Raw genomic sequence first — 24,407 nt, 5'->3', positions numbered from 1 at the left:
CGCTCCTATCCGAGCACCGGCAGCATGGCGACCACGTCGGCACGCCCCCGGGCCACCTTCGCCTCCAGGGACCCGCCGAGGAAGCTGGCCCGCTCCCGGGCCCGGGCGACCGCGGCCTTGATGTCGGACGACTTGAGCACCGGCCCCTTCACGTGGATCTCCAGGGCGTCGTCGTCGAACCGCATGCCGACCTCGATGCGGGAGTCCGGCTCGTCGGCAAGGACGTTCACCAGGTGCTCGACGATCCGGTACGCCGACAGCTCCACGGTTGCCGGCAGGGAGCGCGGGTCACCCGTCACGACGAGCCGGGAGTCCGCCTGGGTGTGCCGGGCCAGCAGGGCGTCCAGATGGGCGACCGTGGGCGCCGGGGTCAGCGCGACGTCGCCGCCCCGCAGGAGGCCGACGATCTCGCGCATCCCGTCGAGGGTCGCGCGGCTGTCACTCTCGATCGACTCGAAGAGCGCCCTCGCGCTGCCGGGGTCGAGGCCCTGGCCCGTCTCCGCGGCCGCCGTCAGCTGAGCGAGGCGTTCGAGCAGGAGCCCGTCGAGCTCGCGCGAGAGCCGGGCACGGTCGCCTGCGACCTCGAGCGCGATCCGGTCGTCCCGCAGCTGTCGGAGGTCACTCGTACGCGCCTTGAGCTCGGCACTCATCGCGGTCCGGTGGCGGACGGCGCGGCCGATGCCGAAGACGATCGCCACGATCGGGACCGCCAGCACCAGCACGTCGAACCCAGTCGTCGCGTCGACGACGGCGACCGCGACCGTCAGCAGGCCGGTGAGCCCCAGCACGATCGTCGCTCGCTTGCGCTCCAGGCCCACGGCACCCAGGTAGGCCAGCACGAACACCAGCGGCAGCCCGGCACCGCACCTGGTGACCCAGCCGAAGAGCAGGTCGTGGAGCACCATGGCAGCCAGTGAGATCGCGACGACGACCACCACGTTGCGCCGCCACCACAGCACCGGAACCGTCGCGAGCATGAAGGCCGGCAGCATCAGCCACGAGTGGGACGTCAGGGCGTGGACCATCGTGCCCTCGGCGATCGCCGATCTCGCATGCTCGTCGGTGAACTGGATGTTCTCGAGCATCAGCCAGACGCCCAACGCGGTGAGGGCTCCCGCCAGGACCCAGTCCACCGGACGGATCCCCCGGAAGACCCCGCTGAAGCCCTCACTCATGGCTCGACCTCTCAGGCGCTGACGCGCTTGGTGTCCAGAGTAGGCTCCGCGACCTGCTTCTCGGCGTGATTCTGCACCAACAGCCCGATGCCGTAGAAGACAGCGGCCACCGGCAGCGAGAACGTCAGCGCCGACAGGCCACCGGTCGAGGAATCCTTGATCAGCGTGACGAACTGGAGCGCAACAAGCCCGACGAGCCCGATCAGCTGGTTCTGCCTCGCGCCCGCGAACCGCGCCACTGCGTAGGCCATCGCGAACGACAGAGGCAGCGCGAATCCACACCGGGTGACCCATCCGAAGGCCGGCACGCTGGCAGCGAGGATCGCGAACGAGACCCCGATCGCGGCGAGGATGCCCCGCCGCCGCCACAGGATCGGCAGTGCCGCGCAGACGAACACGGGGATCATGAGAGCCGAGTGCGAGTCGAGGGCGTGTTCCAGGTCGGCGTCAGCCCCGGCGTTGACGTTCTCGATCCCGATGAAAGCAGCAAGCGCGACCATCAGGGCCGCCAACACGTAGTCGAGGGGGCGGATGTTCTTGACGATGTCCATCTTCGTTCCTTCCGATCGGGCGTCTGGGTGACCCCGCTGGCCCCACGCTCCCAACTCGGGGCCGTGGCCCGCGTCGGCACTGAGGATGAACTTCCTGCCCGGCCTCATCCTCAAGAACGACCCCGCTGCGGCGTCCAGGTCGGCACAATGAAGCCGTGATCACGGTCCTCATCGCCGACGACCAAGAACTCGTGCGCACCGGCTTCCGGGTGATCCTGGAGTCCGAAGGCGACATCGAGGTCGTCTCCGAGGCCCGAAACGGGCACGAGGCGATCCGGCAGGCGGCGCTGGTGAAGCCGCGGGTCATCCTGATGGACATCCGCATGCCCGAGCTCGATGGCCTCGCCGCGACCGAGCAGATCCTGCAGCAACCGGACCCGCCGACGATCGTCGTCCTCACCACGTTCGACCAGAACGAGTACATCTACCGCGCACTGCGCGCCGGCGCTGCAGGCTTCCTGCTCAAGGACGCGCCGTCGTCCCGGCTGGTCGCCGCAGTCCGCGCCGCGGCCACCGGTGACTCGCTCATCGAGCCGTCCATCACCCAACGACTCGTGGAGCGCTTCGCGGAGCCGGCGGCAGTGCCCGGCACCCCGGACCAGCTCGCGCAGCTCACGGACCGCGAGCTCGACGTGCTCCGCCTCGTCGCGCGAGCCCTGTCCAACGCGGAGATTGCCGAGGAGATGATGATCGCCGAGACGACCGTGAAGACCCACGTCGCGCGCATCCTCACCAAGCTGGCCATACGCGACCGCGTGCAGGCTGTCGTTCTCGCCTACGAGACGGGCTTCGTGGGCCGCGACACGTGAGCAGCGAGGACCCCCGGGACGGCAGGAGAAAACCGCCACTCCACGTGCTCCCGGTGGGGGTCGAACCCACACTGTGACGGGTTTAAGCCATCTGCCTCTGCCGGTTGGGCTACGGGAGCCTCGGCCAGCCTATCGGCGCACTTCGTCACCGGGGTGGGTCCAGGCCCACCGCCAAGAGGCAGGTTGAGCCCATCGTTCGGCCGTTCCGGGATCACTAGCGTCGAAGACATCGATCCCCGGCCTTTCGGCCACCGAACCCAGGAGCACCTCATGAACGACATCAACCCCGCAACCAAGGCCCTCGGCCACCTGTTCTGGCCCAACCAGATGACGCCGCGACCCGCCGGCGCCCCGACCGACTGGCTGCGCTTCGCCCGCTGGGCCGCCGCCGCCTTCACCGCGCTGACCACCGGCGTCCAGCTGATCGTCTGGGGGATGATCGCGGTCGTCACCCAGTCGATCGACTCACCGTGGTGGCTGTGGTCAGCCGTGCCCGGCGTGGTCGTCACGGCATTCCTCACGTGGATGCTCAACACCCGCGACCAGCTCGGCATCGAGCCGAGCGACGCGCAGCCAGCCCGCGACCGTCAGCCGGTCGCGAGCCCGCTGGCGTGATCAGCTGCGAGGAGCCAGACGCTGGAGCTGGGTCACATGACCCGGCTCCAGCTCTGCCACGGAGGTGACGCCGAGGAGTCGCATCGTACGTTCGATGTCCTTCGTCAGGATCTCGATCGTACGATCGACACCTCGGCGTCCGCCTGCCATCAGCCCGTAAAGGTACGCCCGGCCGATCAGCGTGAAGTCGGCGCCCAGAGCGAGCGCGGCGACGACGTCCTGGCCCGACATGATGCCGGTGTCGAGGTGGATCTCGACCGAGTCGCCGACGGCCTTGCGCACGTCCGGCAGCAGGTGGAAGGGCACCGGCGCCCGGTCGAGCTGGCGGCCGCCGTGGTTGGACAGCAGCACCGCGTCGACACCCAGCTCGGCGAGCTTGACCGCGTCGTCGACGTTCTGCACACCCTTGACCACGACCTTGCCGTGCCACTGGTCCTTGATCCAGGCCAGGTCGTCGAACGTCACGGTCGGGTCGAACATCGTGTCCAGCAGCTCCGCGACGGTGCCCGACCACTTGTCGAGCGAGGCGAACGCCAGCGGCTCGGTGGTCAGGAAGTTGAGCCACCACGCCGGTCGCGGGATCGCGTTTAGCACCGTGCGGGGCGACAGGGTCGGAGGGATCGTCATGCCGTTGCGGGTGTCGCGCAGCCGCGCACCGGCGACCGGCACGTCGACGGTGACCAGCAGGGTGTCGAACCCCGCCTTGGCTGCGCGATCGACCAGCGCCATCGACCGCTCGCGGTCCTTCCACATGTAGAGCTGGAACCAGTTGCGCCCGTTCGGCGCGGCTGCTGCGACGTCCTCGATCGCGGTCGTGCCCATCGTCGAGAGCGAGTACGGGATGCCCGCCGCCTCCGCGGCGGTGGCACCGGCGATCTCGCCCTCGGACTGCATCATCCGCGTGAACCCGGTCGGCGCGATGCCGAACGGCAGCGCCGAACGTACGCCCAGGACGTCCACCGAGGTGTCGACCACTGACACGTCACGCAGGATCGCCGGGTGGAACGTGATGTCCTCGAACGCCTGGCGCGCCCGCGCCAGCGACAGCTCGGCGTCGGCGGCGCCGTCGGTGTAGTCGAACGCCGCCTTGGGCGTACGCCGCTTGGCGATCGAGCGCAGGTCCCACACCGTCAGCGCGCGCTCCAGCCGTCGGCGGGTCGGGTTGAGCACGGGCTTCTTGAACTTCAGCAGGGGCAGGAAGTCACGCGGGCGCGGGAAGCGGCGGTGCTGCTTGACCTGGGACGTTGCCATGGTGGTCCTTTCGGGACTGCGTTCCACTAGGCTGTGGTTGGACCACACAATACCTGTGGTCCAACCACACGGCAACCAAGGAGCCCGAGGTGACTGCACAGGCGTACGAGACCGTCATCGAGGAGATCGAGTCGATGATCCGCTCGAAGCGGCTCAAGCTCGGCGACCGGCTCGAGGGCGAACGCGTGCTGGCTGACCGGCTCGGCGTCAGCCGCACCTCCGTGCGTGAGGCGATCCGGGTCCTGTCGACTCTGGGCATCATCCGCAGCGCCCCTGGATCGGGACCCTCGGCCGGGGCGCAGGTCATCGCCGACCCGGAGATCGCGCTCAGCGCCTCCCTGCGGCTGCACGTCGCCGTCGACTCGCTGTCGGTCGGCGACGTCATCGACGCGCGCGTGATGCTCGAGTCGTGGGCCTACCGGCAGCTCGAACAGCTCCCCGACGACGTGCTGGCGCCCGCACGCGAGCTCCTCGACGCGATGGACGCGACGGACGACCCTGTCGAGTTCCACCACATCGACACCCAGTTCCACCTCGAGCTCGTACGCCTGGCCGGCAACCCCCTGGTCAACGCCATCATGTCCTCGCTGCGTGCCTCGATCGAGAGCTACGTGCTCGACGCGGCACCGCACCTCGAGGACTGGCAGGCGATCGCGGCCCGACTGCGCGCCGAGCACAGGGCGATCGTCGCCGCGATCGGTGAGGGCGACGGCGACCGGACCGCCTCGCTCGCTGAGGGCCACATCCTGGCGTTCGCGCGCGACGCCGGGCTCATCGCCCAGCCCGGCTAGGCCGGGATGACGACGGAGTGAGGATCGCGGCCCTCGAGCAGGTTGCTGATCTGGCGACGCACCACGGCATCGATGCGGGGCTGCATCGCAGCAGACATGCCGCCTACGTGTGGTGAGATCAGCACGCCCGGCACGTCCCACAACGGATGTCCGGCCGGCAACGGCTCGGGATCGGTCACGTCGGCGGCATAGCGGACGCGGCCGGCTTGGCGCACGACCGCGTCGGTGTCGGTGACCTTGCCGCGGGAGACGTTGACGACGATCGCGCCGTCGGGCAGCGCCGCGAGGAAGTCGTCGCCGACCAGCCCGACCGTCGCATCGGAGAGTGGCACCGCGACGACGACTGCGTCGACGGTGGGCAGCAGCTCAGCGAGCTCATCGGCGCCGTGCACGATCCCGCGCTCGTCCTCGCGACGACGCCCGGCGACGCGTACGAGATCGGCGTCGAATCCCTCGAGCCGTCGCTCGACCTCGACCCCGATGCCGCCGTAGCCGAGCAGCATGACGCGGCTGTCCTGCAGGCTGGGCGACCAACGCCGGTTCCACTCGTGCCGCTCGCGCGCGAACCCGTCGACCTGCCGCTGCGAGGCCAGCAGGAGCGTCACCGCGAGCTCGGCGGTCGAGCCCTCGTGGACGCCCACCGCGTTGCACACCGTGATCCCGGCCGGCAGCGCCTCGCGGACTCCGTCGAACCCGAGCGTCTGGAGCTGCAGCACGCCGAGCCGCTCCGGGTCGATGCGACTCAGTCCATCGGTGGCGTTCGGATAGCAGCTGACCGCCAGGTCGGTGCGGCCGTCGGGCTGCGGATCGGTCGACAGGTCCCAGACGCCGAGGTCGACGCGGTCGGTCAGGTCGGCGAACCGCTCGATCCAGCTGGCGTGGGGCAGGGTGACACGAAGAGGCATGCGTCAGATCATGCTCTTGGCTCATAGCGCGCGAGGTCGTGGGTGCGCGCGATGAGCGCCCGCAGGTCCTCGAGCGAGCCGGAGACGGCGCCGAGCGTACGACCTTGGACCAGCACGTTGCCCAGAGCCGTCGCCTCGACCGGACCGGCGAGCACGGGGCGGCCGCTGCGGTCGGCGATCGCCTGGCACAGCAGCCGGTTGAGCGAGCCACCGCCGACGACGTGGACGATCCGGATGGTGCGGCCGGCGAGGCGTTCAGCCGTGTCGAGCGCGGACCCGAAGGCGTGCGCGAGGCTCTCGACGATGCTGCGCATCAGCTCGGCCTTGGTCGCGGGCGTCGGCAGTCCCCGCTCGTCGCACAGCTCGGCGATGCGGCCGGCCATGTCACCCGGCGGGAGGAAGCGCGGGTCCTGCACGTCGAACACCGGCACGTCAGTGGTGACGCCCGCAGCGGCGGCAAGGATGTCCGGCAGCGACACGTTGAAGCCGGCGCGCTCCCACTCGCGCAGCGTCTCGCTGATCAGCCAGGTGCCCATGACGTTGGTGAGGAAGCGCGTACGGCCGTCGACGCCGCCCTCGTTGGTGAAGTTGGCGGTGCGCGCCTCGTCGGTCAGCACCGGCGCGGCGAGCTCGAGCCCGACCAGGCCCCACGTGCCACACGAGATGTAGGCCGCGTCGTCGCCCTGCATCGGCACCCCGACGACGGCCGACGCAGTGTCGTGAGAACCGACGGCGGTGACGTTCAGCCCCGGCGCGCCGATCTGCTCGCCGACCTCGTCGGTGACCGCACCGATCGCAGTACCGGGATCGACGAGGTCGGTGAACAGCGAGGGGCGCAGGCCGACCCGCGTCACGAGCTCGGTGTCCCACTCCCCCGTCCGTATGTCCAGCAGTCCGGTCGTCGAGGCGTTGGTGCGCTCGGTGACCATCTGACCGGTCAGCCAGTAGCCGAGCAGGTCGGGGATCAGCAGCATCCGCTCGGCCTCGTCGGCGAGGCCGTCGGCGGCGAGCTGGTAGATCGTGTTGAACGGCAGGAACTGAAGACCGTTGCGCGCATACAGCTCTGCGAACGGCACGCAGGCGTGGATGCGCTCCACGCCCGCGGCCGTGCGCTCGTCCCGGTAGTGGAACGGCACGCCCAGCATGCGGTCCGCCCGCATGAGGGCGTAGTCGACCGCCCACGAGTCCACCGCCACGCTCTCGAGCCCATCAGGGGATGAGCTCGCGGCTGTCCACAGACCGCTGAGAGCGTGGCGGTAGAGCTCGAGGGGGTCCCAGTGCAGCCCGTCCGACGTGCGTACGGGCTCATTGGCGAAACGCGCGACGGCGCGCAGCTCGAGCTGATCGGCTCCGACCTCGCCGACCATGACGCGGCCGCTGGAGGCCCCGAGGTCGATCGCGGCGACGGAGACTGTCATGGCGTCAGCGCAGGAACGCTGCCGCGACACCGGCGTCCACGGGGATGTGGAGACCGGTGGTCTGGGTCAGGTCCGGTCCGACCAGCGCGTACACCGCGTTGGCGACGTGGTCCGGCAGGACCTCGCGCTTGAGCAGCGTGCGCTGGGCGTAGAACGCGCCGAGGTCCTTCTCCTCCACCCCGTAGACCGCGGCACGGTTGGCACCCCAGCCGCTGGAGAAGATGCCGGAGCCCTGCACGACGCCGTCGGGGTTGATGCCGTTGACGCGTACGCCGTGCTCGCCGAGCTCGGCCGCCAGCAGGCGTACCTGATGGGCCTGGTCGGCCTTGGTCGCGGAGTAGGCGATGTTGTTGGGCCCGGCGAACACCGAGTTCTTGGACGAGATGTAGACGATGTCGCCGCCGAGGCCCTGCTCGATGAGCGCCTTCGCCGCGGTCCGGGAGACCAGGAACGAGCCCTTGGCCATGACGTTGTGCTGCAGGTCCCAGTCGGCGACCGTGGTGTCGAGCAACGACTTCGAGAGCGACAGCCCGGCGTTGTTGACGACGAGGTCGAGCCCGCCGAACGCCAGGAGCGTCGCATCGACGGCCGCCTTGACCGCGTCCTCGTCGCTGACGTCGGCCTGCACGCCGACGGCGACATCGGTGCCGCCGATCTCGGCGGCAGCGGCCTGCGCCTTGGCGAGGTCGAGGTCGGCGATCGCGACGACGGCGCCCTGTGCCGCGAGCTTGTGCGCGATGGCCTTGCCGATGCCCGACGCGGCGCCGGTGACGAGCGCGATGCGGGTCGCCAGCGGCTTGGGAGCGGGCATGCGCTGCAGCTTGGCCTCCTCGAGCGCCCAGTACTCGATGCGGAACTTCTCCGCCTCGTCGATCGGGGCGTACGTCGACAGTCCCTCGGCGCCACGCATCACGTTGATCGCGTTGACGTAGAACTCGCCGGCGACGCGGGCGGTCTGCTTGTCCTTGCCGAAGCTGAACATGCCGACGCCCGGCACCAGCACGATCAACGGGTCGGCGCCGCGGATCGCCGGCGACTCCGGCGTGGCGTTGCGGTCGTAGTAGCCCTGGTAGTCCTCGCGGTACGCCGCGTGGAGCTCACGCAGGCGCGCGATCGACTCCTCGACGGTCGCCGAAGCGGGCAGGTCGAGCACGAGCGGCTTGACCTTCGTACGCAGGAAGTGGTCGGGGCAGCTCGTGCCCAGCGCGGCGAGGCGCGGGTGCTCGCTCGAGGCGAGGAAGTCCAGCACGACGTCGCTGTCGGTGAAGTGACCCACCATGGGCTTGTCGGCCGAGGCGATCGAACGGATCGTCGGGACGAGGGCGGCCGCCTTCGCACGCCGCTCGGCCTCGGGCAGTGCGGCGTAGCCGTCCAGCGCGGGCCCGAACGGCTCGGACCGCGAGTGCTCGTCGATGTATGCCGCAGCCGTCTCGATGATCCACAGCGAGTTCTGCTCAGCCTCCTCGCTGGTGTCGCCCCACGCCGTGATGCCGTGGCCGCCGAGGATGCAGCCGATCGCCTCGGGGTTCTTGGCCTTGATCTCGGCGATGTCGAGGCCGAGCTGGAAGCCGGGCCGGCGCCACGGGACCCACACGACCTTGCCGCCGAAGACCGTCTCGGTCAGCGACTCACCGTCGGCGGACGTCGCGATGGCGATGCCGGAGTCGGGGTGCAGGTGGTCGACGTGCGCGGCATCGACGAGGCCGTGCATCGCGGTGTCGATCGACGGCGCAGCACCGCCCTTGCCGTGCAGGCAGTAGTCGAACGCGGCGACCATCTCGTCCTCGCGGTCGAGGCCGGGATAGACGTCGACGAGGGCGCGCATGCGGTCGAGGCGCAGGACCGCGAGGCCGCTCTCGGTCAGCGTGCCGAGGTCGCCGCCGGAGCCCTTGACCCAGAGCAGCTCGACGTCCTCCCCGGTGACCGGATCGGTCTCGGTGCCCTTGGCGGACGTGTTGCCGCCGGCGTAGTTGGTGTTCCTGGGGTCTGAGCCCAGGCGGTTCGAGCGGTCGATCAGCTCTTGTGCGGTCGTCATCAGTTCCATCCTGCTTGGGTGCCGCCGACGCGGTCGGCCTCGATCTGTTCCTGGTAGCCGCTGGCGAGGAACGCCTTGAGCGGGTTCGCCGGCAGGCCCTTCTCCTCGCGCCAGGCGGCGAGGTCTGCGCGGACGTCGGTGTAGAACGCGTCCATGAAGATCTCGTTGGCCAGCAGCACGTCGCCCTCGGCCTGCGCCTTCTCCAGCGCGCCCGCGTCGACGAGCAGCGCGCGGGCGGTCATCTCCTGCACGTTGAGCACCGAGCGGATCTGTCCGGGGATCTTCTTCTCGATGTTGTGGCACTGGTCGAGCATGAATGCGACGCCGCTGTCCGGGCCGTAGCCGCCACCGCGGATGACCTCGTAGAGGATGCGGAACAGCTGGTACGGGTCGGCCGCACCGACGATGAGGTCGTCATCGGCGTAGAAGCGGCTGTTGAAGTCGAACGAGCCGAGCTTCCCGAGGCGCAGCAGCTGCGCCACGATGAACTCGATGTTGGTGCCCGGCGCGTGGTGACCGGTGTCGAGGCACACGTACGCCTTGTCGCCCAGCGCGGCCACCTGCACGTACGACGTGCCCCAGTCCGGGACGTCCGTGTGATAGAACGCCGGCTCGAAGAACTTGTACTCCAGCACGAGGCGCTGGTCGTCGCCGATGCGGTCGTAGATCGTGGCGAGCGACTCGGCGAGGCGGTCCTGCCGGCCGCGCATGTCGCCCTGACCGGGGTAGTTGGTGCCCTCGGCGAGCCAGATCTTGAGGTCGCGCGACCCCGTCTGGTCCATGACGTCGATGCAGGCGAAGTGGTGGTCGATCGCCTTCTGGCGGATCCGCGGGTCGGTGTGTGTCAGGGCGCCGAGCTTGTAGTCGTCGTCCTGGAACGTGTTGGAGTTGATCGTGCCGAGGCCGATGCCGTGGTCCTCGGCGTAGCGGCGCAGCGCGGCGAAGTCGTCGACCTGGTCCCACGGGATGTGCAGCGACACGAGCGGCGCCAGACCGGTGAACTCGTTGACCTTGGCGGCGTCGGCGATCTTCTCCTCGACCGTACGGGGGGTGCCGGGGCTGCCGAACACCTTGAACCTGGTGCCGGAGTTGCCGTACGCCCAGGACGGGACCTCGATCGCCTGTCCCTCGAGCTGCGCGCTGATCGCGCTGAAAGTCGTCATCTCACGTCTTCTCTTCGGTCGGTCGTGCTCTGGTCGATGCTGGCGAGCTGGTCCTCTAGGTGGAAGACCTCGTCCAGCACGAGAAATCCTTGATCTGGCTGCTGATCGCCGAGGTCCACGAAGAACTCGGCCATCTCGGCCTGCCAGCGGCCGTTGACCTCCGTGCGCGCCATCCCCGCCCGGGCGTCCTCGATCGAGGGCGTCTCGACGTACCCGATCAACAGGCCGTCGTCGCGCAGGAACAGCGAGTAGTTGTGCCACCCCGTCGACGCCAGCGCCTGGAGCATGTCCGGCCAGACCGCCGCGTGCCGCTCGCGATACGCGGCAATCCGATCGGGCTTGACCTGGAGCTGGAAGCACACGCGCTGCATCTCATCGGCCTCTCGGGGTGGGGGTGGTGCCCGGCCGGCGGGGAGGAAGCCGCTGGCCGGGCACCGTGAACATCAGAAGTTGAACTTCGCGATGTTGCCCTTGTTGAACTGGAACGGGTCACCGAGAAGCACCGTGGCGTCCTTGCCCACCGTGAACTCGCCCAGCTTGCCGGCCTTGAAGGTGTCGCCTTCCTTGCCGGTGATCGTGCCGTCGACCAGCGCCTTGGCCGCGAACGCAGCCAGGTAGCCCAGGTCTTCGGGGTTCCAGAGCGCGAACGCCTGGACGGTGCCGTCCTCGACGTACTTGCGCATCTGGTTCGGAGTGCCGAGGCCGGTGACCTGGACCTTGCCCTTGAACTCCGAGTCGGACACGTAGCGCGCGGCCGCGGCGATGCCGACGGTCGTGGGCGACACGATGCCCTTGAGGTTCGGGTACTTCTGGAGCAGGGCCGACGTCTTGTCGAACGACGTCTGGTCGTCGTCGTTGCCGTAGACCGTGTCGACGAGCTTGATGTTCGGGTGGTTGGCCGACAGGTCCTTCTTCATCAGGTCGATCCAGGCGTTCTGGTTGGTCGCGTTGGCGGCCGCCGACAAGATGGCAATGTCGCCCTTGTCACCGATCTGCTTGGCGATCATGTCGACCTGCACCTTGGCGATGCCCTCGGCCGTGGCCTGGTTGATGAACAGGTCGCGGTACTTCGGGTCGGTGTCGGAGTCGAACGTCACGACCTTGGTGCCCGCGTCGCGCGCCTCGTTGAGGGCGTCGCCGATGGCCTTGGGGTCGTTGGCCGAGACGACGAGGGCGTTGATGCCCTGCTGCGCGGCGGTGTTGATGAACGGAACCTGCGCGTCGGGGCTGGCCTTCTCGGGTCCGACCTCGGAGAACTTGCCGCCGAACTCGCTGACCGCGGTCTTGCCACCCTTGTCGCTGGTGTCGAAGTACGGGTTGCCGAGGTTCTTGGGCAGGAACGTCACCGAGACGCTCTTGCCGGATCCTCCGCTGCCGCCCTTGTCGCCGCCGTCGGAGCTCCCGCCACAGGCGGAGAGTACGAGCGCGGCGCTGATGGCGAGGGCACCGAGTGCGCTGGCCTTCCTTCTGTTGAACTTCATCAGTTCTTCCCTTCATGGTGAGCTGACGCCAGCTGCTGGCGTGCATCGGAGCTCTTGGAGCTGCGTTTCTTCATTCCTGCCGACGCCCGAGTTGCCAAGGACAGGAAGCTGGTGGACATCACCGAGAGCACGAGCAGCAGCCCGATGATGATGTTGATGACGTTGACCGTGACGTCCTCGAGGCGCAGGGCGCTCGAGATGACGCCGATCAACAGGACCCCGGCGATGACGCCGTGCAGGGCGCCACGACCGCCGAAGATCGACACGCCGCCGAGGAGCACCGCGGCGATCACCTGGAGCTCGAGGCCCGTCGCGTTGTCACCGCGGGCGCTGCCGTAGCGGAGCGTGATGTAGATGCCGGCGAACGCCGAGACGGCGCCGGAGAGCACGAACAGGATGAACTTCGTACGCGCGACGTTGACGCCGGTGAAGTGCGCCGCCTCGGAGTTGAGCCCGATGTCGTACACGCCCCGGCCGAACGACGTGAAGTGGAGCAGCAGCGCGAACAGGATCGCCAGCACGACGAACGGGATGACGATGACCGGATAGCTGCTGTCGCCGATGTGCTGCTTGGCGAGGTCGGTCCACTTCTCCGGGAAGTCCGTGACGGCCTTGGTGCCGAGCGTGCCGACGGCGATGCCGCGATAGAGCGCGAGCGTGCCGATCGTGACGGCCAGCGAGGGCAGTCCGACGTACGCCACGAGGAAGCCGTTGAACGCACCGCACACGACACCCGCGAGGATCGCCACGAGCCCCGCCATCGGGATCGACATGCCGTGCTGGTGCAGGTCACCGACGAGCACGCTGCTGAGCGCCACGGTGCTGGCGACCGACAGGTCGATCTCGCCGGTGATGATGATCATCGTCATCGGCAGCGCGATCAGCAGGATCGCCGCGGCGTCGAGCAGCAGGTAGTAGATCGTCAGCGGGCCGTCGAACGCCGGCACCTCGCTGCGCGAGTAGAGGTAGACCACGACGAGCAGCGTGATGATCGCGAACTCCCGAGTCAGGAGCGCGCGTTGCCACAGGGGCTTGGCGTGTGCGGCGTACGTGCGGGCGGTCATGCGATGTCCCTCGCTTCGACGAGCTTGCGTGATCTGCGTGCGGCCAGGACCCGGTCGAGCACGATGGCGCCGAGGATCAGGGCACCGACGACGGCCTGCTGCCAGAAGTCCTGCACGCCGAGGATCGGCAGTGCGCGATTGATCGTGATGAGCAGCCAGGCGCCGATCGCGGCACCCCAGACCGAGCCGCTGCCGCCGAAGATCGCGACCCCGCCGATGACTGCCGCACCCACGGCCTGGAGCTCGATGTCCTGGCCGGCGCCCGAGCTGATCGTGCCGTAGCGCGCGGCGTACACGACGCCCGCAAGGCCGGCGAGCGCGCCGCACAGGACGAACGCGCCGATGACGCGGCGGCGGACCTTGAGGCCGTAGAGGTTGGCGGCATCCGGGTCGGATCCGATGGCGTACAGCTCACGGCCGCCGCGGGCGGTGCGCAGGTAGTAGCCCACGATGCCGAGCACGACGAGCGCGAGGATCGTCAGGACCGGGATCGTCAGGATCGACTTGGTGCCGAGCGACAGGAACCCGTCCGGCATGTCGGAGGCGTTGATGCGGTTGGAACCGGCCCACGAGAGCACGACACCGCGATAGATGTAGAGCGTGCCGAGCGTGATGACCAGCGCGGGCACCCGGCCGAGCGCGACCAGCAGGCCGTTGATGAGCCCGAGGCCGGCGCCGGCCAGCATCCCGATCGCCACGACCGCGACGATCGGGATGCCCGGGTTGTCCACGAAGAGCCTGCCGGTCAGGTATGCCGTGAGGGCCAGCGTCGAGCCGACCGACAGGTCGACGTTGCGCGTGATGATCACGACGGCCTGGCCCGTGGCCAGCAGCAGGAGGATCGCGGGGGTCAGCAGCAGGTCGCGCCAGCCGTCCTCGCTGAACAGGAAGCTCTTGGTGTTGAGCGTGGCCGCGGCGACGACGAGGATCAGCACGAACGCGATGGCGGACTCGCGTGACGTGAGGATCGTCGACACCACGCGCTGCGCGGTGCTGCGGCGGCTGGGCGCCACCAGGGTCTCTGTCATGCGCTGACTTCCATCGTGTTGGTGGCGGCGGTCATGACGCTCTCGGGCGTCGCGTCCGCGCGGTCGAGGTTGGCGGTGATGTGGCCCTCGTGGACGACGAGCACCCGGTCGGCCATGCCCAGCACCTCGGGCAGCTCCGACGAGATCATGAGGATCGCCATGCCCTGGCCGGCGAGCTCGGAGATCAAGCGGTGCACCTCGGCCTTGGTCCCGATGTCGATGCCGCGCGTGGGCTCGTCGATGATCAGCAACGACGGCTGGGTCGCGAGCCACTTGGCGATGACGACCTTCTGCTGGTTGCCGCCGCTCATCGTGGTCGCGTGCATGTCGAGCGCGTTGGTCTTGACCTCGAGCCGTCCCGCCCAAGGGGCAGCGGTCCGTGTCTCGCTGCCGTTGGTGAGGAGTCCCCACCGCGCGATGCGCGAGCGGATCACCGCGGCGACGTTGTGGGCGACCGACGCCTCGGTGACGAGACCCTGCTGACGGCGGTCCTCGGGGACGAACCCCATGCCGGCGCGGATCGCGGCACGCGGGCTGCGCGGGCGTACGACCCTGCCGTTGAGCTGGACGGTGCCGGAGTCGTAGCCGTCGACGCCGAAGATCGCGCGGGCGATCTCGCTGCGCCCGGCTCCGACCAGGCCCGCGAGGGCGACGATCTCGCCGGCGCGTACGTCGAAGGTGACGTCGTGGAAGACACCGGCAGACTCGAGCTCCTTGACCGTGAGGACCGGCTCACCGATCTCGGCAGGCGTCTTGGGGAACAGGTCGCCGACCTCGCGGCCGACCATCTTGGCGACGATCTGGCTGCTGGTCGTCTCGGCGATCGGGTCGGTCGAGATGTAGTCGCCGTCGCGCATCACGGTGACGGTGTCGCAGAGGGCGAACACCTCTTCGAAGCGGTGCGAGATGAACACGAGCGCACGACCCTCGTCGCGCAGGCTGCGGGCCACGGCGAACAGCCGCTCGACCTCGACCCCGCTGAGTGCGGCGGTCGGCTCGTCCATGATCAGGACGCTGGCGTCGAGGGAGATGGCCTTGGCGATCTCGATGATCTGCTGGTCGGCGATCGACAGGCCCTCGGCGAGACGCCGTGGGTCGAGGTTGACGCCGAGGCGGGAGAAGAGGCCCAGCGCCTCCTCGTGCATCGCCTTGCGGTCGATACGGCGACCGGCGCCGAGCGGCTGGCGACCCATGAAGATGTTCTCGGTGACCGAGAGATCCGGGAACAGCGTGGGCTCCTGGTAGATCACGGCGATGCCGGCGTCCTTGGACGCCGCGGTCGACGAGAAGTCGACGCTCTCACCGTGCAGCAGGAACTCGCCGCCGTCGCGCTGGTAGACGCCGGCCACGATCTTGACGAGGGTCGACTTGCCGGCACCGTTCTCACCCACCAGGGCGTGGATCGAGCCGGAGTGGACCGTGAGGCTCCCCGACCGTAGGGCGACGACGGGACCGAACGACTTGCGCACCTGCTCGAGCTGCAGGGCGACAGGACCGCTCGCGTTCATGTGGACTCCGTGACTTCGGGGGGCGGATTCGGCGGCGATTGAATCGTTCTAATTCGCCTTCCGGCACTGTATGACGCCCATCACAGTTCCGTCAACCCACAATGTTGAATCGTGTTAACCTCCTCGTCATGGCCGTGGCTCAAGTACGCGATGTTGCCGCTCTCGCCGGGGTCTCCCCCGCGACCGTGTCGAACGCCCTGAACCATCCGGCCAAGGTCTCCCCCGCGACGCTCGCGCGCATCCAGGCCGCGATCGACGAGCTGGGCTACATCCGCAACGACGCGGCCCGCCAGCTGCGCGCCGGCACCAACGACGCGATCGGCATGATCGTGCTCGACATCGCCAACCCGTTCTTCACCGACGTCGCCCGAGGCGTGGAGGACGTCCTGATCGCCGAGTCCCGACCCTTGATCCTCGGCAACAGCGCCCAGGAGCCCAGCCGGGAGACGTCGTACCTCGACCTGTTCGAGCAGCAGCGCATGAGCGGCGTGCTCATCACGCCGGTCGGCGACGTCATGGACCGCCTCCGCAGGCTCCGGGACCGCGGCACGAGCGTCGTGCTGGTCGACCGCATGAGCCGGGCCAAGGAGTTCTCGTCGGTGTCGATCGACGACAAGATGGGCGGCCGGATCGCCACCGAGCACCTGCTCGAGATCGGTCGGCGCCGCATCGGGTTCATCGGCGGTCCCGCGGGGCTGGCGCAGGTCAAGACCCGTCTCGCCGCAGCGCGTGCGGCCGCCGAGAAGCACGGCTCCGGAGAGATCGTGTTCGTCGAGACCGAGACCATGAACGCTCAGGCCGGCCGCTGGGGCGCCGAGCAGCTCCTCGAGCTGCCCCGCACACAGCGCCCTGACGCGGTGTTCGCCGCCAACGACCTCGTCGCCCTCGGCGTGCTCCAGGCGCTCACGCTGGCGGGCGTACGCGTGCCGGACGACATCGCGATCATTGGCTACGACGACATCGAGTTCGCCGCCTCGGCTGCGATCCCCCTGTCGTCCGTCCGCCAGCCGGCGCAACAGCTCGGCTCTGCTGCAGCGACCCTGCTGCTCGACGTGATCGCCGATCCGGCCGGCTCCACGGTCAAGCACACGACGCTCAAGCCCGAGCTCGTCATCCGCCGCTCCACCGCCGGCGCCTGACGGACGAGCGGCGCCAAGGAACGCGCTGAGCCTGACGTTTCTGTCGTGCTGACACGGCGTGTCGCGACAGAAACGTCAGGCTCAGCGGGTCATCAGCCGACGATGTCCCAAGCGATGCCGTCCAGGATGTCGTGCTCGCTGACGACCATGGTGTCGGTGGACAGCGGGACGAGGTCGACGAGCCGGTCGAGGATCAGCGCGCCGGCCCCGATCACGTCGGCGCGGCCGGGGTGCATGAACGGCAGCGCGCGGCGGTCAGCGACGGACATGCGTACGAGCGACAGGCACGCCTCGCGCACGTCGTCGAGCGCGAGCCTCGCACCGTGGATCGTGGCGGAGTCGTACGACGGCAGCGCGAGCGAGTGCGCCGCCACGGTCGTGATCGTGCCGGCGACGCCGACGAACGAGCCGACCGGGTCGAGCCCGGCCACCGCAGGAGCCAGCACCGCGTCGAGGTGACTCATGCAGGCCGTGACCTCCGCGACCGACGCCGGATCGCTGGACAGGAACCGCTCGGTCAGGCGCACGGACCCGATGTCGAGCGACACCGACCACTCGATGTCCTGGCCGGTGCCGACGACGAGCTCGGTCGACCCTCCCCCGATGTCGACGACGAGCGTGCGCGCCTGCTCGAGGTCGCGCGTCGCGCCCAGGAACGAGGCGCGGGCCTCGTCGAGTCCCGCAAGGACGACGGGGCGCACGCCGAGGATGCCCTCGATCGCGTCCTCGAACGCCGTCGCGTTGTCCGCGTCGCGGACCGCGGAGGTGGCGCAGAACCTGATCTCGTTGGCGCCGAACATCGCGATCAGCTCGGCATACTCACGGGTGGCCTGCAGCGTACGGTCGATGGCCTCCTCGGCCAGGTGACCCGTGCGATCGACGTCCTGGCCCAGGCGGACGATGCGCATCTCGCGCACCAGGTCGGCCTTGCTGTCGGCGCCGACATCGCTGACCAGCAGGCGGATCGAGTTGGTCCCGCAGTCGATCGCGGCCACGCGTGTGCGCTGATCAGGCATGCAGTGAGCGTATCGGCACCGGGCACGGCGAAGGCGGGGCTCCCGGGGATCACCCGCGAGCCCCGCCTTCGTGGCTGTTCGGTCAGACCTTGGCCGGTATGCGCGGCGCTGCATCGGCACCGCCGGCTTCGATCGCCACGGGCTCGTCCGCCGACTCGACCTCGTCGTCGGTGTCGATCATCGTCGACTCGTCGAACGGGCTCTCGCCGGACAGCGTCCGGTTGAGCTGGTCGCGGTCGAGCGTGTGCGTCCACGTGGCGACCAGGACCGTCGCGACGGCGTTGCCGGAGAAGTTGGTGACCGCACGGGCCTCCGACATGAACCGGTCGATACCGACGATCAAGCCGACACCGTCGAGCAGCTCCGGACGGTGTGAGCTGAGCCCGCCGGCGAGTGTCGCCATGCCGGCGCCGGTGACGCCCGCAGCGCCCTTGGACGCGACCATCATGAACAGCAGCAGCGAGATCTGCTCGCCGATCGACAGGGGGTTGCCCATCGCCTCGGCGATGAACAGCGACGCCATGGTCAGGTAGATCATGGTGCCGTCGAGGTTGAACGAGTAGCCGGTCGGCACGACGACACCGACGGTCTGCTGCGACACCCCGGCGTGCTCCATCTTGGCGATGAGCCGCGGCAGGGCCGACTCGGACGACGACGTCGAGAAGATCAGCAGGAACTCGCGGCCGAGGTACTTGAGCAACAGGAAGATGTTGATGCCCGCGACGACGCGCAGGATCGTGCCGAGGATGACGAACACGAACACGGCACAGGTGACGTAGAAGCCGATCATGATGACCGCGAGCGCCTTGAGGGCGTCGACGCCGGTCTCGCCGACGACGCCGGCCATGGCGCCGAACGCGCCGATCGGTGCGGCCCACATGATCATCGCGAGGATGCGGAAGACGACCTTCTGGAGGTGGCCGATGCCGGTCAGGACCGGCTTGCCGGCCGAGCCCATGGCCTGCAGCGCGAACCCGAACAGCAGCGCCACGAGCAGCGTCTGCAGGATCTTGCCGGACGTCAGTGACGAGGCCAGCGTGTCAGGGACGATGTGCAGGAGGAAGTCGGTCGTCGACTCGGCGTCGCTCGACACCTGCGCGCTGCCGGCGGAGGCGACGTCCGGCGTGATCTTGAGGCCGTCGCCGGGGTGCAGGATGTTGCCGACCACCAGGCCGATGCTGAGCGCGACGAACGACATCGTGACGAAGTAGCCGAGTGCGAGCCCGCCGACGCGGCCGACCTGCGACGCCTTGGCCACTGAGCCGACACCGAGGACGAGGGTGCAGAAGATGACCGGGGCGATCATCATCTTGATGAGGTTGACGAACCCGGTGCCGAGAGGCTTGAGCTCGACGGCGAAGTCCGGCGCCACCAGGCCAACGGTGATGCCGGCGATCACGGCGCCGATGACGGCGAGGTAGAGGTAGTGCGTGCGGTCCTTGCGGGCCGGGCGCAGCGCATTCGTTGACATGAGTCCTCCTGGACGGTGAGGGGTTGCGTCCCCAGAATGGGTCCGCATGTGACCCCGCTCACCGTTGTGTTCGTAAAGTTCGTGACCGCCGTCACAACGCCACCTCGGTACGCGCGCCGGGATCGTGGAGAATGCGAGGGTGGCCCGGGCTCGCGGACGTACCGTCGCACGGCAGATGCTCGTGTGGCAGCTGCTCGTGGTGCTGGTCGTCGTCGTGGGCGGCACCGCCCTGGCCTGGTTCGACGCCCGGCAGGACAGCCGCGCCGACGCCCGCGCACAGACCCTCGACGTGTCGCTCGCAGTCGCTGCCTCCCCCACCGTCCTCGACGCACTGGACGACCCCGAGCCCAGGGATGTCCTGCAGCCGTACGCCGAACGCGTCCGCAAGGCGACCGGCACCGACTTCGTGGTCATCATGAGCCCCAAGGGCATCCGCTACTCGCACCCCAACCCCGACAACATCGGCAAGAAGTTCATCGGTCACACTGCCGAGGCACTGAAGGGCCGCAACTTCACCGAGGACTTCACCGGCACGCTGGGTCCCTCCGTACGCGCCGTCGTCCCGATCAAGGAGGACGGCAAGGTACGCGGGATGGTCTCGGTCGGCATCACGACCAAGAAGGTCGACGAGGAGGTGCTCTCGGTCCTCCCGCGGATCATCGCCGCGGCACTCGCGATCGGGGTGCTCGGGGCGATCGGCGCGGCGCTGGCCAACCGTCGCCTGCGCCGGCAGACCCATGGTCTCGGCGAGCAGGAGATCACCCGCATGTACGAGTACTACGACGCGGTGCTCCGGGCCGTCCGCGAGGGACTCCTGCTGCTCGATCCGGCCGGCCGGTTGACGCTCATGAACGACGAAGCGGCCCGATTGCTCGACCTCGACCCATCGTTCGTCGGCTCGACCATCGACCGTCTCGGCCTCGAGCCGGCGCTCGTCGCCGAGCTCACCTCCGGCGGTTCGTTGCAGGACGCCGTGCACGTGGTCGGCGACCGCGTGCTGGTCGTCAACCAGGCGCCGGCGCACTGGGACGGCCGCGACGTCGGGTCGGTCGTCACGCTCCGTGATCGCACCGAGCTGCAGAGCGTCACGGCCGAGCTCGACACGGTGCGCGGCCTCGCCGAGGCACTGCGGGCCCAGAACCACGAGTCGTCCAACCGCATGCACACGATGGTGTCGCTGATCGAGATCGGCCAGAGCGAGGAGGCGATCGACTTCGCCACCCGCGAGCTCGACGTCGCCCGACGGCTCACCGACCGCATGGTCGAGTCGATCGACGAGCCGGTCATCGCCGCCCTCCTCCTGGGCAAGAGCGCGCAGGCCGCCGAACGCGGGGTGACCCTGACGATCGAGCCGGCGACCAGGGTCACGGGACTGACCACGACGGCACACGAGGCCGTGACGATCCTCGGCAACCTGGTCGACAACGCGATCGACGCGGCGCAGTCATCGGTCGACCGGCAGGTCGCCGTCACGGTCACCTCGACGACGGAGCAGCTGCACGTACGCGTGGAGGACAGCGGTCCGGGCGTCGAGCCGCAGGACCGCGAGACCGTGTTCGTCCGCGGCTGGTCGACCAAGCCCGACGAGGGCACCGGCCGCGGCATCGGCCTGGCGCTCGTCGGCCAGCTCGTACGCCGGCACGGTGGCAGGGCCACGATCGGCGAGAGTCCCCTCGGCGGCGCCGCGTTCGACGTCAGGATCGGCTCGTGACGATCCGCGTGCTGATCGTCGAGGACGAGTCGATCGCGGCCCAGGCGCATCGGACATACGTGGGACGGATGCCGGAGTTCGAGGTCGTCGGGGTCGCCGAGTCGTTCCAGGAGGCGGCCCGCGTGCTCGGTAGCCAGCCGGTCGACCTCGTGCTGCTCGACATGCACCTGCCCGACGGGCACGGCCTCGACCTGCTGCGCCAGCTGCGGGCCACGGGGCGCCCCTACGACGTCATCGCGGTGACCTCGGCCCGCGACGTCGACGTCGTGCGCCAGTCGGTGTCGCAGGGCGTCGTGGCCTACCTGCTCAAACCGTTCACGTTCGCGATGTTCGAGGCCAAGCTGCGCCAGTACGCCGCGTTCCGGCGCACGCTCGAGGCCGGTGAGTCGATCGACCAACGCGGTGTCGACGCGGTGTTCGGCGCGATGCGGCCGGCGCCCGATGACGAGCGGCTGCCCAAGGGGCTGAGCGCCGAGACGCTGGAGGCCGTGCGGACGACGCTCGACGAGGCGGACGACGGGCTCACGGCCGGCGAGGTCGCCGACCTGATCGGGTCCTCACGGGTGACCGCGCGGCGTTACCTCGAGCACCTGGCCGACCTCGGTCAGTCGGCGCGCGCCACGCGGTACGGCGGCACGGGCCGGCCGCACGTGGAGTACCGCGCCGTCAGGTCGTGACGGACGCAGGGCCGCAGGCGTTGCCGGTCCACCAGTCGCCGAGCAGCTGCAGCGCCTCGTCCCCCAACGGGTTGACGCCAGGCCCCTTGGCCAAGGAGTGGCCGACGAGCACGTGCAGGCACTTCACGCGGGTCGGCATGCCACCTGCCGTGATGCCGTCGATCTCCGGCACGTGCGCGATCGCCTCCCGCTCCGCGAGGTAGGCCTCATGGGCACGCGCGTAGGCAGCCGCCAGCTCCTCGTCCTCGACGAGCCGGTCGCTCATCTCCTTCATCAGGCCTGAGGCCTCGAGCGTCCCGATCTCGCCGGCGAGCCGGTCGCAGGTCAGGTAGAACATGGTGGGGAACGGTGTGCCGTCGTCGAGCCGCGGCTCGGTCTTGACGACGTTGGGGTGGCCCGAGGGACACCGCGACATGACCTCGAGGATGCCCCTGGGCGTACGGCCGAGCTGCTCGGCGACCGCGTCCAGGTCGGCTTGGTCGACGCTCACTTCTTCTTCAGCACCTTGTCGGGATCGGGTTCGGGCTCGGGCGCCTTGGGGGTCTTGCCGGACTCCTTGACGCTGCCCCACAGCTTGTCGTACCACTCGGTCCGGGTCGTGGCGATCGGCGGCGCCTCGAGGGTCGGGACGTTGCCCTTGACCGTGCCGTCGCTGCCGATGACGCGGTAGCCGACCTCACCGGGGATGACCCAGCCGAAGCGCTCCTTGGCCTGCTGCTTGACGTAGGCCGGGTCGTTCCAGCGGGCCTTCTGGTCCTTGAGGCCGGCGATCTGCTGCTTGCGCATGACGATCTCGGCCCTGGTGCTCTGGATGTCGGCGCGCTGCTCCCACCACGCGTGCAGCGTGGAGGTGTAGGACGCGATCAGCAGCAGGACGACCGACAGGAGCACGATGGCCCGCGTCGTGAGCTGCGGGCCCGTGCCGGCGCTGGCCGTCGCCACCTTGGGCGTACGGTTGCGCGCCGCCCCGCGAGCCCCACGCTCAGCCGGACGCCGCCCGCGATCGGGCGGCCTCCGGCCGGGGCCACGTGGGGGACGCGAGGCCATCGGTCCTAGAGCGCCAGCCGCGGGAAGGCGGAGGCGCCGGCGTAGGTCGCGGAGGACCCGAGGGCCTCCTCGATGCGCAGCAGCTGGTTGTACTTGGCGACGCGGTCCGAACGAGCCGGCGCGCCGGTCTTGATCTGGCCGCAGTTGGTCGCGACCGCGAGGTCGGCGATCGTGGTGTCCTCGGTCTCGCCCGAGCGGTGGCTCATCATGCAGGCGAAACCGTGGCGGTGCGCGAGGTCGACGGAGTCGAGCGTCTCGGTGAGCGAGCCGATCTGGTTGACCTTGACGAGCAGCGCGTTGGCCGCACCCTCGGCGATGCCGCGGGTCAGGCGCTCGACGTTGGTGACGAACAGGTCGTCGCCGACGATCTGGACGTCGTCGCCGAGGTTCTCGGTCAGCGTCGTCCAGCCGGCCCAGTCGTCCTCGTCGAGCGGGTCCTCGATCGAGACGATCGGGAAGGCCGCGACGAGCTCGGCGTAGTAGGCCGACATCTCCTCGGCCGTCTTCTGCTGGCCTTCGAACGCGTAGGTGCCGTCGGCGAAGAACTCCGAGGCGGCGACGTCGAGCGCGAACGCGATGTCGGTGCCGACCTTGAGTCCGGCGCCCTCGACGGCGGTCGAGATGAGCTCGAGCGCGGCACGGTTGGAGTCGAGGTTGGGCGCGAAGCCACCCTCGTCACCCAGGCCGGTCGACAGTCCCTGCTTGTTGAGGACCGACTTGAGCGAGTGGTAGACCTCGGCGCCCATGCGCAGGGCCTCGGAGAACGTCGGCGCACCGATCGGCGCGATCATGAACTCCTGGATGTCGACGTTGCTGTCGGCGTGCGAGCCACCGTTGACGATGTTGAGCATCGGGACCGGCAGGACGTGGGCGTTGGGACCACCGACGTAGCGGAACAGCGGCAGGCGCGCGGAGTCGGCGGCGGCCTTGGCGGCAGCGAGCGAGACGCCGAGGATCGCGTTGGCGCCGAGCTTGGCCTTGTTGTCGGTGCCGTCCAGGTCGATCATCGCCTGGTCGAGCGCGCGCTGGTCGTCAGCGTCGAAGCCGACGAGGGCGGGACCGATCTTGGAGTTGACACCGGCGACGGCGTTGAGCACGCCCTTGCCGACGTATCGGTCGCCTCCGTCGCGGAGCTCGACGGCCTCGAACGCGCCCGTGGAGGCGCCCGAGGGCACCGCCGCGCGGCCGATCGTGCCGTCGTCGAGGGCGACCTCGACCTCGACGGTCGGGTTGCCCCGTGAATCCAGAATTTCCCGTGCGCCGACGGCGTCGATGCGTGCCAAGACTGCTCCTCGTTAGCGGATGAACGTGCGGCCTCAAGCCTAGTCCTGTCGGCCTGACGTCCCGCACCGCCTCGCCAGCGTGGACAGCGTCGGCGTGACGATGGCGGTGGCGTCGCCCTGGTGCGTCGGCGGTGACTCCGGTCGAACCTCAAGTCCCCACGTTCGACCCAAGTCACCGCCCCACACCCGACGAGGCCGGACGCACCAATCGCCGGTGACTCTGGTCGAACCTCAAGCCCCCACGTTCGACCCAGGTCACCGCCCACGAC

Annotated in this window: 23 protein-coding genes and 1 tRNA gene; 6 read left to right on the top strand and 18 right to left on the bottom strand. The window is 69.2% G+C overall.

Features of this window, described 5'->3' with window-relative positions; all coding sequences use genetic code 11:
• Positions 1-5: 5 nt before the first annotated feature.
• Positions 6-1,175 (bottom strand): sensor histidine kinase, encoded by a 1,170-nt coding sequence (locus ASC61_RS12055; protein WP_056212200.1) that lies wholly within the window; start codon positions 1,173-1,175, stop codon positions 6-8.
• A gap of 11 nt (positions 1,176-1,186) precedes the next feature.
• Positions 1,187-1,726 (bottom strand): hypothetical protein, encoded by a 540-nt coding sequence (locus ASC61_RS12050; protein ID WP_056212198.1) that lies wholly within the window; start codon positions 1,724-1,726, stop codon positions 1,187-1,189.
• A gap of 155 nt (positions 1,727-1,881) precedes the next feature.
• On the opposite strand from ASC61_RS12050, the gene ASC61_RS12045 reads away from it, so the two are divergent.
• Positions 1,882-2,535: a response regulator gene (locus ASC61_RS12045; RefSeq protein WP_056212196.1), complete on the top strand. Its 654-nt coding sequence runs from the start codon at positions 1,882-1,884 to the stop codon at positions 2,533-2,535.
• A gap of 45 nt (positions 2,536-2,580) precedes the next feature.
• Here the strand turns inward: ASC61_RS12045 and ASC61_RS12040 are convergent.
• Positions 2,581-2,654 (bottom strand) — tRNA-Leu (locus ASC61_RS12040).
• Between the two features lie 151 nt (positions 2,655-2,805).
• On the opposite strand from ASC61_RS12040, the gene ASC61_RS12035 reads away from it, so the two are divergent.
• Complete coding sequence (locus ASC61_RS12035; protein WP_056212194.1) at positions 2,806-3,150, top strand: hypothetical protein; 345 nt, start codon at positions 2,806-2,808, stop codon at positions 3,148-3,150.
• On the opposite strand, the gene ASC61_RS12030 is transcribed toward ASC61_RS12035, so the two are convergent.
• Positions 3,151-4,401 carry an alpha-hydroxy acid oxidase gene (locus ASC61_RS12030; protein WP_056212192.1) on the bottom strand — a complete coding sequence of 417 codons (1,251 nt, stop codon included), beginning with the start codon at positions 4,399-4,401 and terminating at the stop codon, positions 3,151-3,153.
• Between the two features lie 89 nt (positions 4,402-4,490).
• On the opposite strand from ASC61_RS12030, the gene ASC61_RS12025 reads away from it, so the two are divergent.
• Entirely contained in the window at positions 4,491-5,192 is a 702-nt protein-coding gene (locus ASC61_RS12025) for a FadR/GntR family transcriptional regulator (protein WP_235503547.1), read from the top strand.
• Here the strand turns inward: ASC61_RS12025 and ASC61_RS12020 are convergent.
• From ASC61_RS12020 to ASC61_RS11980, 9 genes are all read right to left on the bottom strand, one after another.
• On the bottom strand, positions 5,189-6,097 hold the full coding sequence (locus tag ASC61_RS12020) for an NAD(P)-dependent oxidoreductase (RefSeq protein WP_056212191.1): 909 nt from the start codon (positions 6,095-6,097) through the stop codon (positions 5,189-5,191). The two genes, ASC61_RS12025 and ASC61_RS12020, sit on opposite strands and share 4 nt — an antisense overlap.
• Before the next feature lie 8 nt (positions 6,098-6,105).
• Entirely contained in the window at positions 6,106-7,515 is a 1,410-nt protein-coding gene (locus tag ASC61_RS12015; protein WP_056212189.1) for a rhamnulokinase, read from the bottom strand.
• Positions 7,516-7,519: 4 nt separating this feature from the next.
• The gene (locus tag ASC61_RS12010; RefSeq protein WP_056212187.1) at positions 7,520-9,550 is read right to left on the bottom strand and encodes a bifunctional rhamnulose-1-phosphate aldolase/short-chain dehydrogenase; all 2,031 of its coding nucleotides are present in this window, start codon (positions 9,548-9,550) and stop codon (positions 7,520-7,522) included.
• Positions 9,550-10,713 carry an L-rhamnose isomerase gene (rhaI, locus tag ASC61_RS12005; protein ID WP_056212185.1) on the bottom strand — a complete coding sequence of 388 codons (1,164 nt, stop codon included), beginning with the start codon at positions 10,711-10,713 and terminating at the stop codon, positions 9,550-9,552. The genes ASC61_RS12010 and rhaI overlap by 1 nt, the downstream gene beginning before the upstream one ends.
• A complete protein-coding gene (locus tag ASC61_RS12000; protein ID WP_056212183.1) occupies positions 10,710-11,084 on the bottom strand; it encodes an L-rhamnose mutarotase in 375 nt (124 codons plus the stop codon). Before ASC61_RS12000 ends, rhaI begins: the two co-directional genes overlap by 4 nt.
• Before the next feature lie 72 nt (positions 11,085-11,156).
• On the bottom strand, positions 11,157-12,194 hold the full coding sequence (gene rhaS, locus ASC61_RS11995; RefSeq protein WP_056212180.1) for a rhamnose ABC transporter substrate-binding protein: 1,038 nt from the start codon (positions 12,192-12,194) through the stop codon (positions 11,157-11,159).
• Positions 12,194-13,258 carry an ABC transporter permease gene (locus tag ASC61_RS11990; RefSeq protein WP_056212178.1) on the bottom strand — a complete coding sequence of 355 codons (1,065 nt, stop codon included), beginning with the start codon at positions 13,256-13,258 and terminating at the stop codon, positions 12,194-12,196. The genes rhaS and ASC61_RS11990 overlap by 1 nt, the downstream gene beginning before the upstream one ends.
• Positions 13,255-14,286 carry an ABC transporter permease gene (locus ASC61_RS11985; RefSeq protein WP_056212177.1) on the bottom strand — a complete coding sequence of 344 codons (1,032 nt, stop codon included), beginning with the start codon at positions 14,284-14,286 and terminating at the stop codon, positions 13,255-13,257. Before ASC61_RS11985 ends, ASC61_RS11990 begins: the two co-directional genes overlap by 4 nt.
• Complete coding sequence (locus ASC61_RS11980) at positions 14,283-15,794, bottom strand: sugar ABC transporter ATP-binding protein (protein WP_056212175.1); 1,512 nt, start codon at positions 15,792-15,794, stop codon at positions 14,283-14,285. Before ASC61_RS11980 ends, ASC61_RS11985 begins: the two co-directional genes overlap by 4 nt.
• A gap of 128 nt (positions 15,795-15,922) precedes the next feature.
• Between ASC61_RS11980 and ASC61_RS11975 the strand changes: the two genes are divergently transcribed.
• On the top strand, positions 15,923-16,933 hold the full coding sequence (locus tag ASC61_RS11975) for a LacI family DNA-binding transcriptional regulator (RefSeq protein ID WP_056212173.1): 1,011 nt from the start codon (positions 15,923-15,925) through the stop codon (positions 16,931-16,933).
• 92 nt (positions 16,934-17,025) lie between these two features.
• Here ASC61_RS11975 and ASC61_RS11970 read toward each other — a convergent pair whose 3' ends face one another.
• Complete coding sequence (locus tag ASC61_RS11970) at positions 17,026-17,949, bottom strand: Ppx/GppA phosphatase family protein (RefSeq protein ID WP_056212171.1); 924 nt, start codon at positions 17,947-17,949, stop codon at positions 17,026-17,028.
• 82 nt (positions 17,950-18,031) lie between these two features.
• A complete protein-coding gene (locus ASC61_RS11965) occupies positions 18,032-19,420 on the bottom strand; it encodes a cation:dicarboxylate symporter family transporter (protein ID WP_056212169.1) in 1,389 nt (462 codons plus the stop codon).
• Positions 19,421-19,559: 139 nt separating this feature from the next.
• Here ASC61_RS11965 and ASC61_RS11960 point away from each other — a divergent pair, with 139 nt between their 5' ends.
• Both ASC61_RS11960 and ASC61_RS11955 read left to right on the top strand, forming a co-directional pair.
• Entirely contained in the window at positions 19,560-21,131 is a 1,572-nt protein-coding gene (locus tag ASC61_RS11960) for a sensor histidine kinase (RefSeq protein WP_235503546.1), read from the top strand.
• A complete protein-coding gene (locus ASC61_RS11955; protein ID WP_056212165.1) occupies positions 21,128-21,808 on the top strand; it encodes a response regulator in 681 nt (226 codons plus the stop codon). Before ASC61_RS11960 ends, ASC61_RS11955 begins: the two co-directional genes overlap by 4 nt.
• Here the strand turns inward: ASC61_RS11955 and ASC61_RS11950 are convergent.
• The 3 genes from ASC61_RS11950 to eno are packed head-to-tail and all read right to left on the bottom strand — an operon-like array spanning position 21,798 to position 24,138.
• Positions 21,798-22,298, bottom strand: a complete 501-nt coding sequence (locus ASC61_RS11950; protein ID WP_056212163.1) for a DUF501 domain-containing protein — start codon at positions 22,296-22,298, stop codon at positions 21,798-21,800. The two genes, ASC61_RS11955 and ASC61_RS11950, sit on opposite strands and share 11 nt — an antisense overlap.
• On the bottom strand, positions 22,295-22,855 hold the full coding sequence (locus ASC61_RS19425; RefSeq protein ID WP_157439474.1) for an FtsB family cell division protein: 561 nt from the start codon (positions 22,853-22,855) through the stop codon (positions 22,295-22,297). Before ASC61_RS19425 ends, ASC61_RS11950 begins: the two co-directional genes overlap by 4 nt.
• A gap of 5 nt (positions 22,856-22,860) precedes the next feature.
• On the bottom strand, positions 22,861-24,138 hold the full coding sequence (gene eno, locus ASC61_RS11940; RefSeq protein ID WP_056212159.1) for a phosphopyruvate hydratase: 1,278 nt from the start codon (positions 24,136-24,138) through the stop codon (positions 22,861-22,863).
• Positions 24,139-24,407 lie beyond the last annotated feature (269 nt).

Source organism: Aeromicrobium sp. Root344 (assembly GCF_001425755.1).
Lineage (GTDB): Bacteria > Actinomycetota > Actinomycetes > Propionibacteriales > Nocardioidaceae > Aeromicrobium.
This window is presented reverse-complemented; position numbering and strand designations above follow the sequence as displayed.

What these genes read in the sequence shown, in the direction of transcription:
- ASC61_RS11980 (WP_056212175.1), bottom strand. Translation starts at nt 15,794, where the DNA reads ATGAACGCGAGCGGTCCTGTCGCCCTGCAGCTCGAGCAGGTGCGCAAG.
- ASC61_RS11975 (WP_056212173.1), top strand. Translation starts at nt 15,923, where the DNA reads ATGGCCGTGGCTCAAGTACGCGATGTTGCCGCTCTCGCCGGGGTCTCC.
- ASC61_RS11985 (WP_056212177.1), bottom strand. Translation starts at nt 14,286, where the DNA reads ATGACAGAGACCCTGGTGGCGCCCAGCCGCCGCAGCACCGCGCAGCGC.
- rhaS (WP_056212180.1), bottom strand. Translation starts at nt 12,194, where the DNA reads ATGAAGTTCAACAGAAGGAAGGCCAGCGCACTCGGTGCCCTCGCCATC.
- ASC61_RS12015 (WP_056212189.1), bottom strand. Translation starts at nt 7,515, where the DNA reads ATGACAGTCTCCGTCGCCGCGATCGACCTCGGGGCCTCCAGCGGCCGC.
- ASC61_RS12030 (WP_056212192.1), bottom strand. Translation starts at nt 4,401, where the DNA reads ATGGCAACGTCCCAGGTCAAGCAGCACCGCCGCTTCCCGCGCCCGCGT.
- ASC61_RS12055 (WP_056212200.1), bottom strand. Translation starts at nt 1,175, where the DNA reads ATGAGTGAGGGCTTCAGCGGGGTCTTCCGGGGGATCCGTCCGGTGGAC.
- ASC61_RS12035 (WP_056212194.1), top strand. Translation starts at nt 2,806, where the DNA reads ATGAACGACATCAACCCCGCAACCAAGGCCCTCGGCCACCTGTTCTGG.
- ASC61_RS12000 (WP_056212183.1), bottom strand. Translation starts at nt 11,084, where the DNA reads ATGCAGCGCGTGTGCTTCCAGCTCCAGGTCAAGCCCGATCGGATTGCC.
- ASC61_RS12020 (WP_056212191.1), bottom strand. Translation starts at nt 6,097, where the DNA reads ATGCCTCTTCGTGTCACCCTGCCCCACGCCAGCTGGATCGAGCGGTTC.
- ASC61_RS11965 (WP_056212169.1), bottom strand. Translation starts at nt 19,420, where the DNA reads ATGTCAACGAATGCGCTGCGCCCGGCCCGCAAGGACCGCACGCACTAC.
- ASC61_RS12010 (WP_056212187.1), bottom strand. Translation starts at nt 9,550, where the DNA reads ATGACGACCGCACAAGAGCTGATCGACCGCTCGAACCGCCTGGGCTCA.
- rhaI (WP_056212185.1), bottom strand. Translation starts at nt 10,713, where the DNA reads ATGACGACTTTCAGCGCGATCAGCGCGCAGCTCGAGGGACAGGCGATC.
- ASC61_RS19425 (WP_157439474.1), bottom strand. Translation starts at nt 22,855, where the DNA reads ATGGCCTCGCGTCCCCCACGTGGCCCCGGCCGGAGGCCGCCCGATCGC.
- ASC61_RS11990 (WP_056212178.1), bottom strand. Translation starts at nt 13,258, where the DNA reads ATGACCGCCCGCACGTACGCCGCACACGCCAAGCCCCTGTGGCAACGC.
- ASC61_RS11970 (WP_056212171.1), bottom strand. Translation starts at nt 17,949, where the DNA reads ATGCCTGATCAGCGCACACGCGTGGCCGCGATCGACTGCGGGACCAAC.
- ASC61_RS12050 (WP_056212198.1), bottom strand. Translation starts at nt 1,726, where the DNA reads ATGGACATCGTCAAGAACATCCGCCCCCTCGACTACGTGTTGGCGGCC.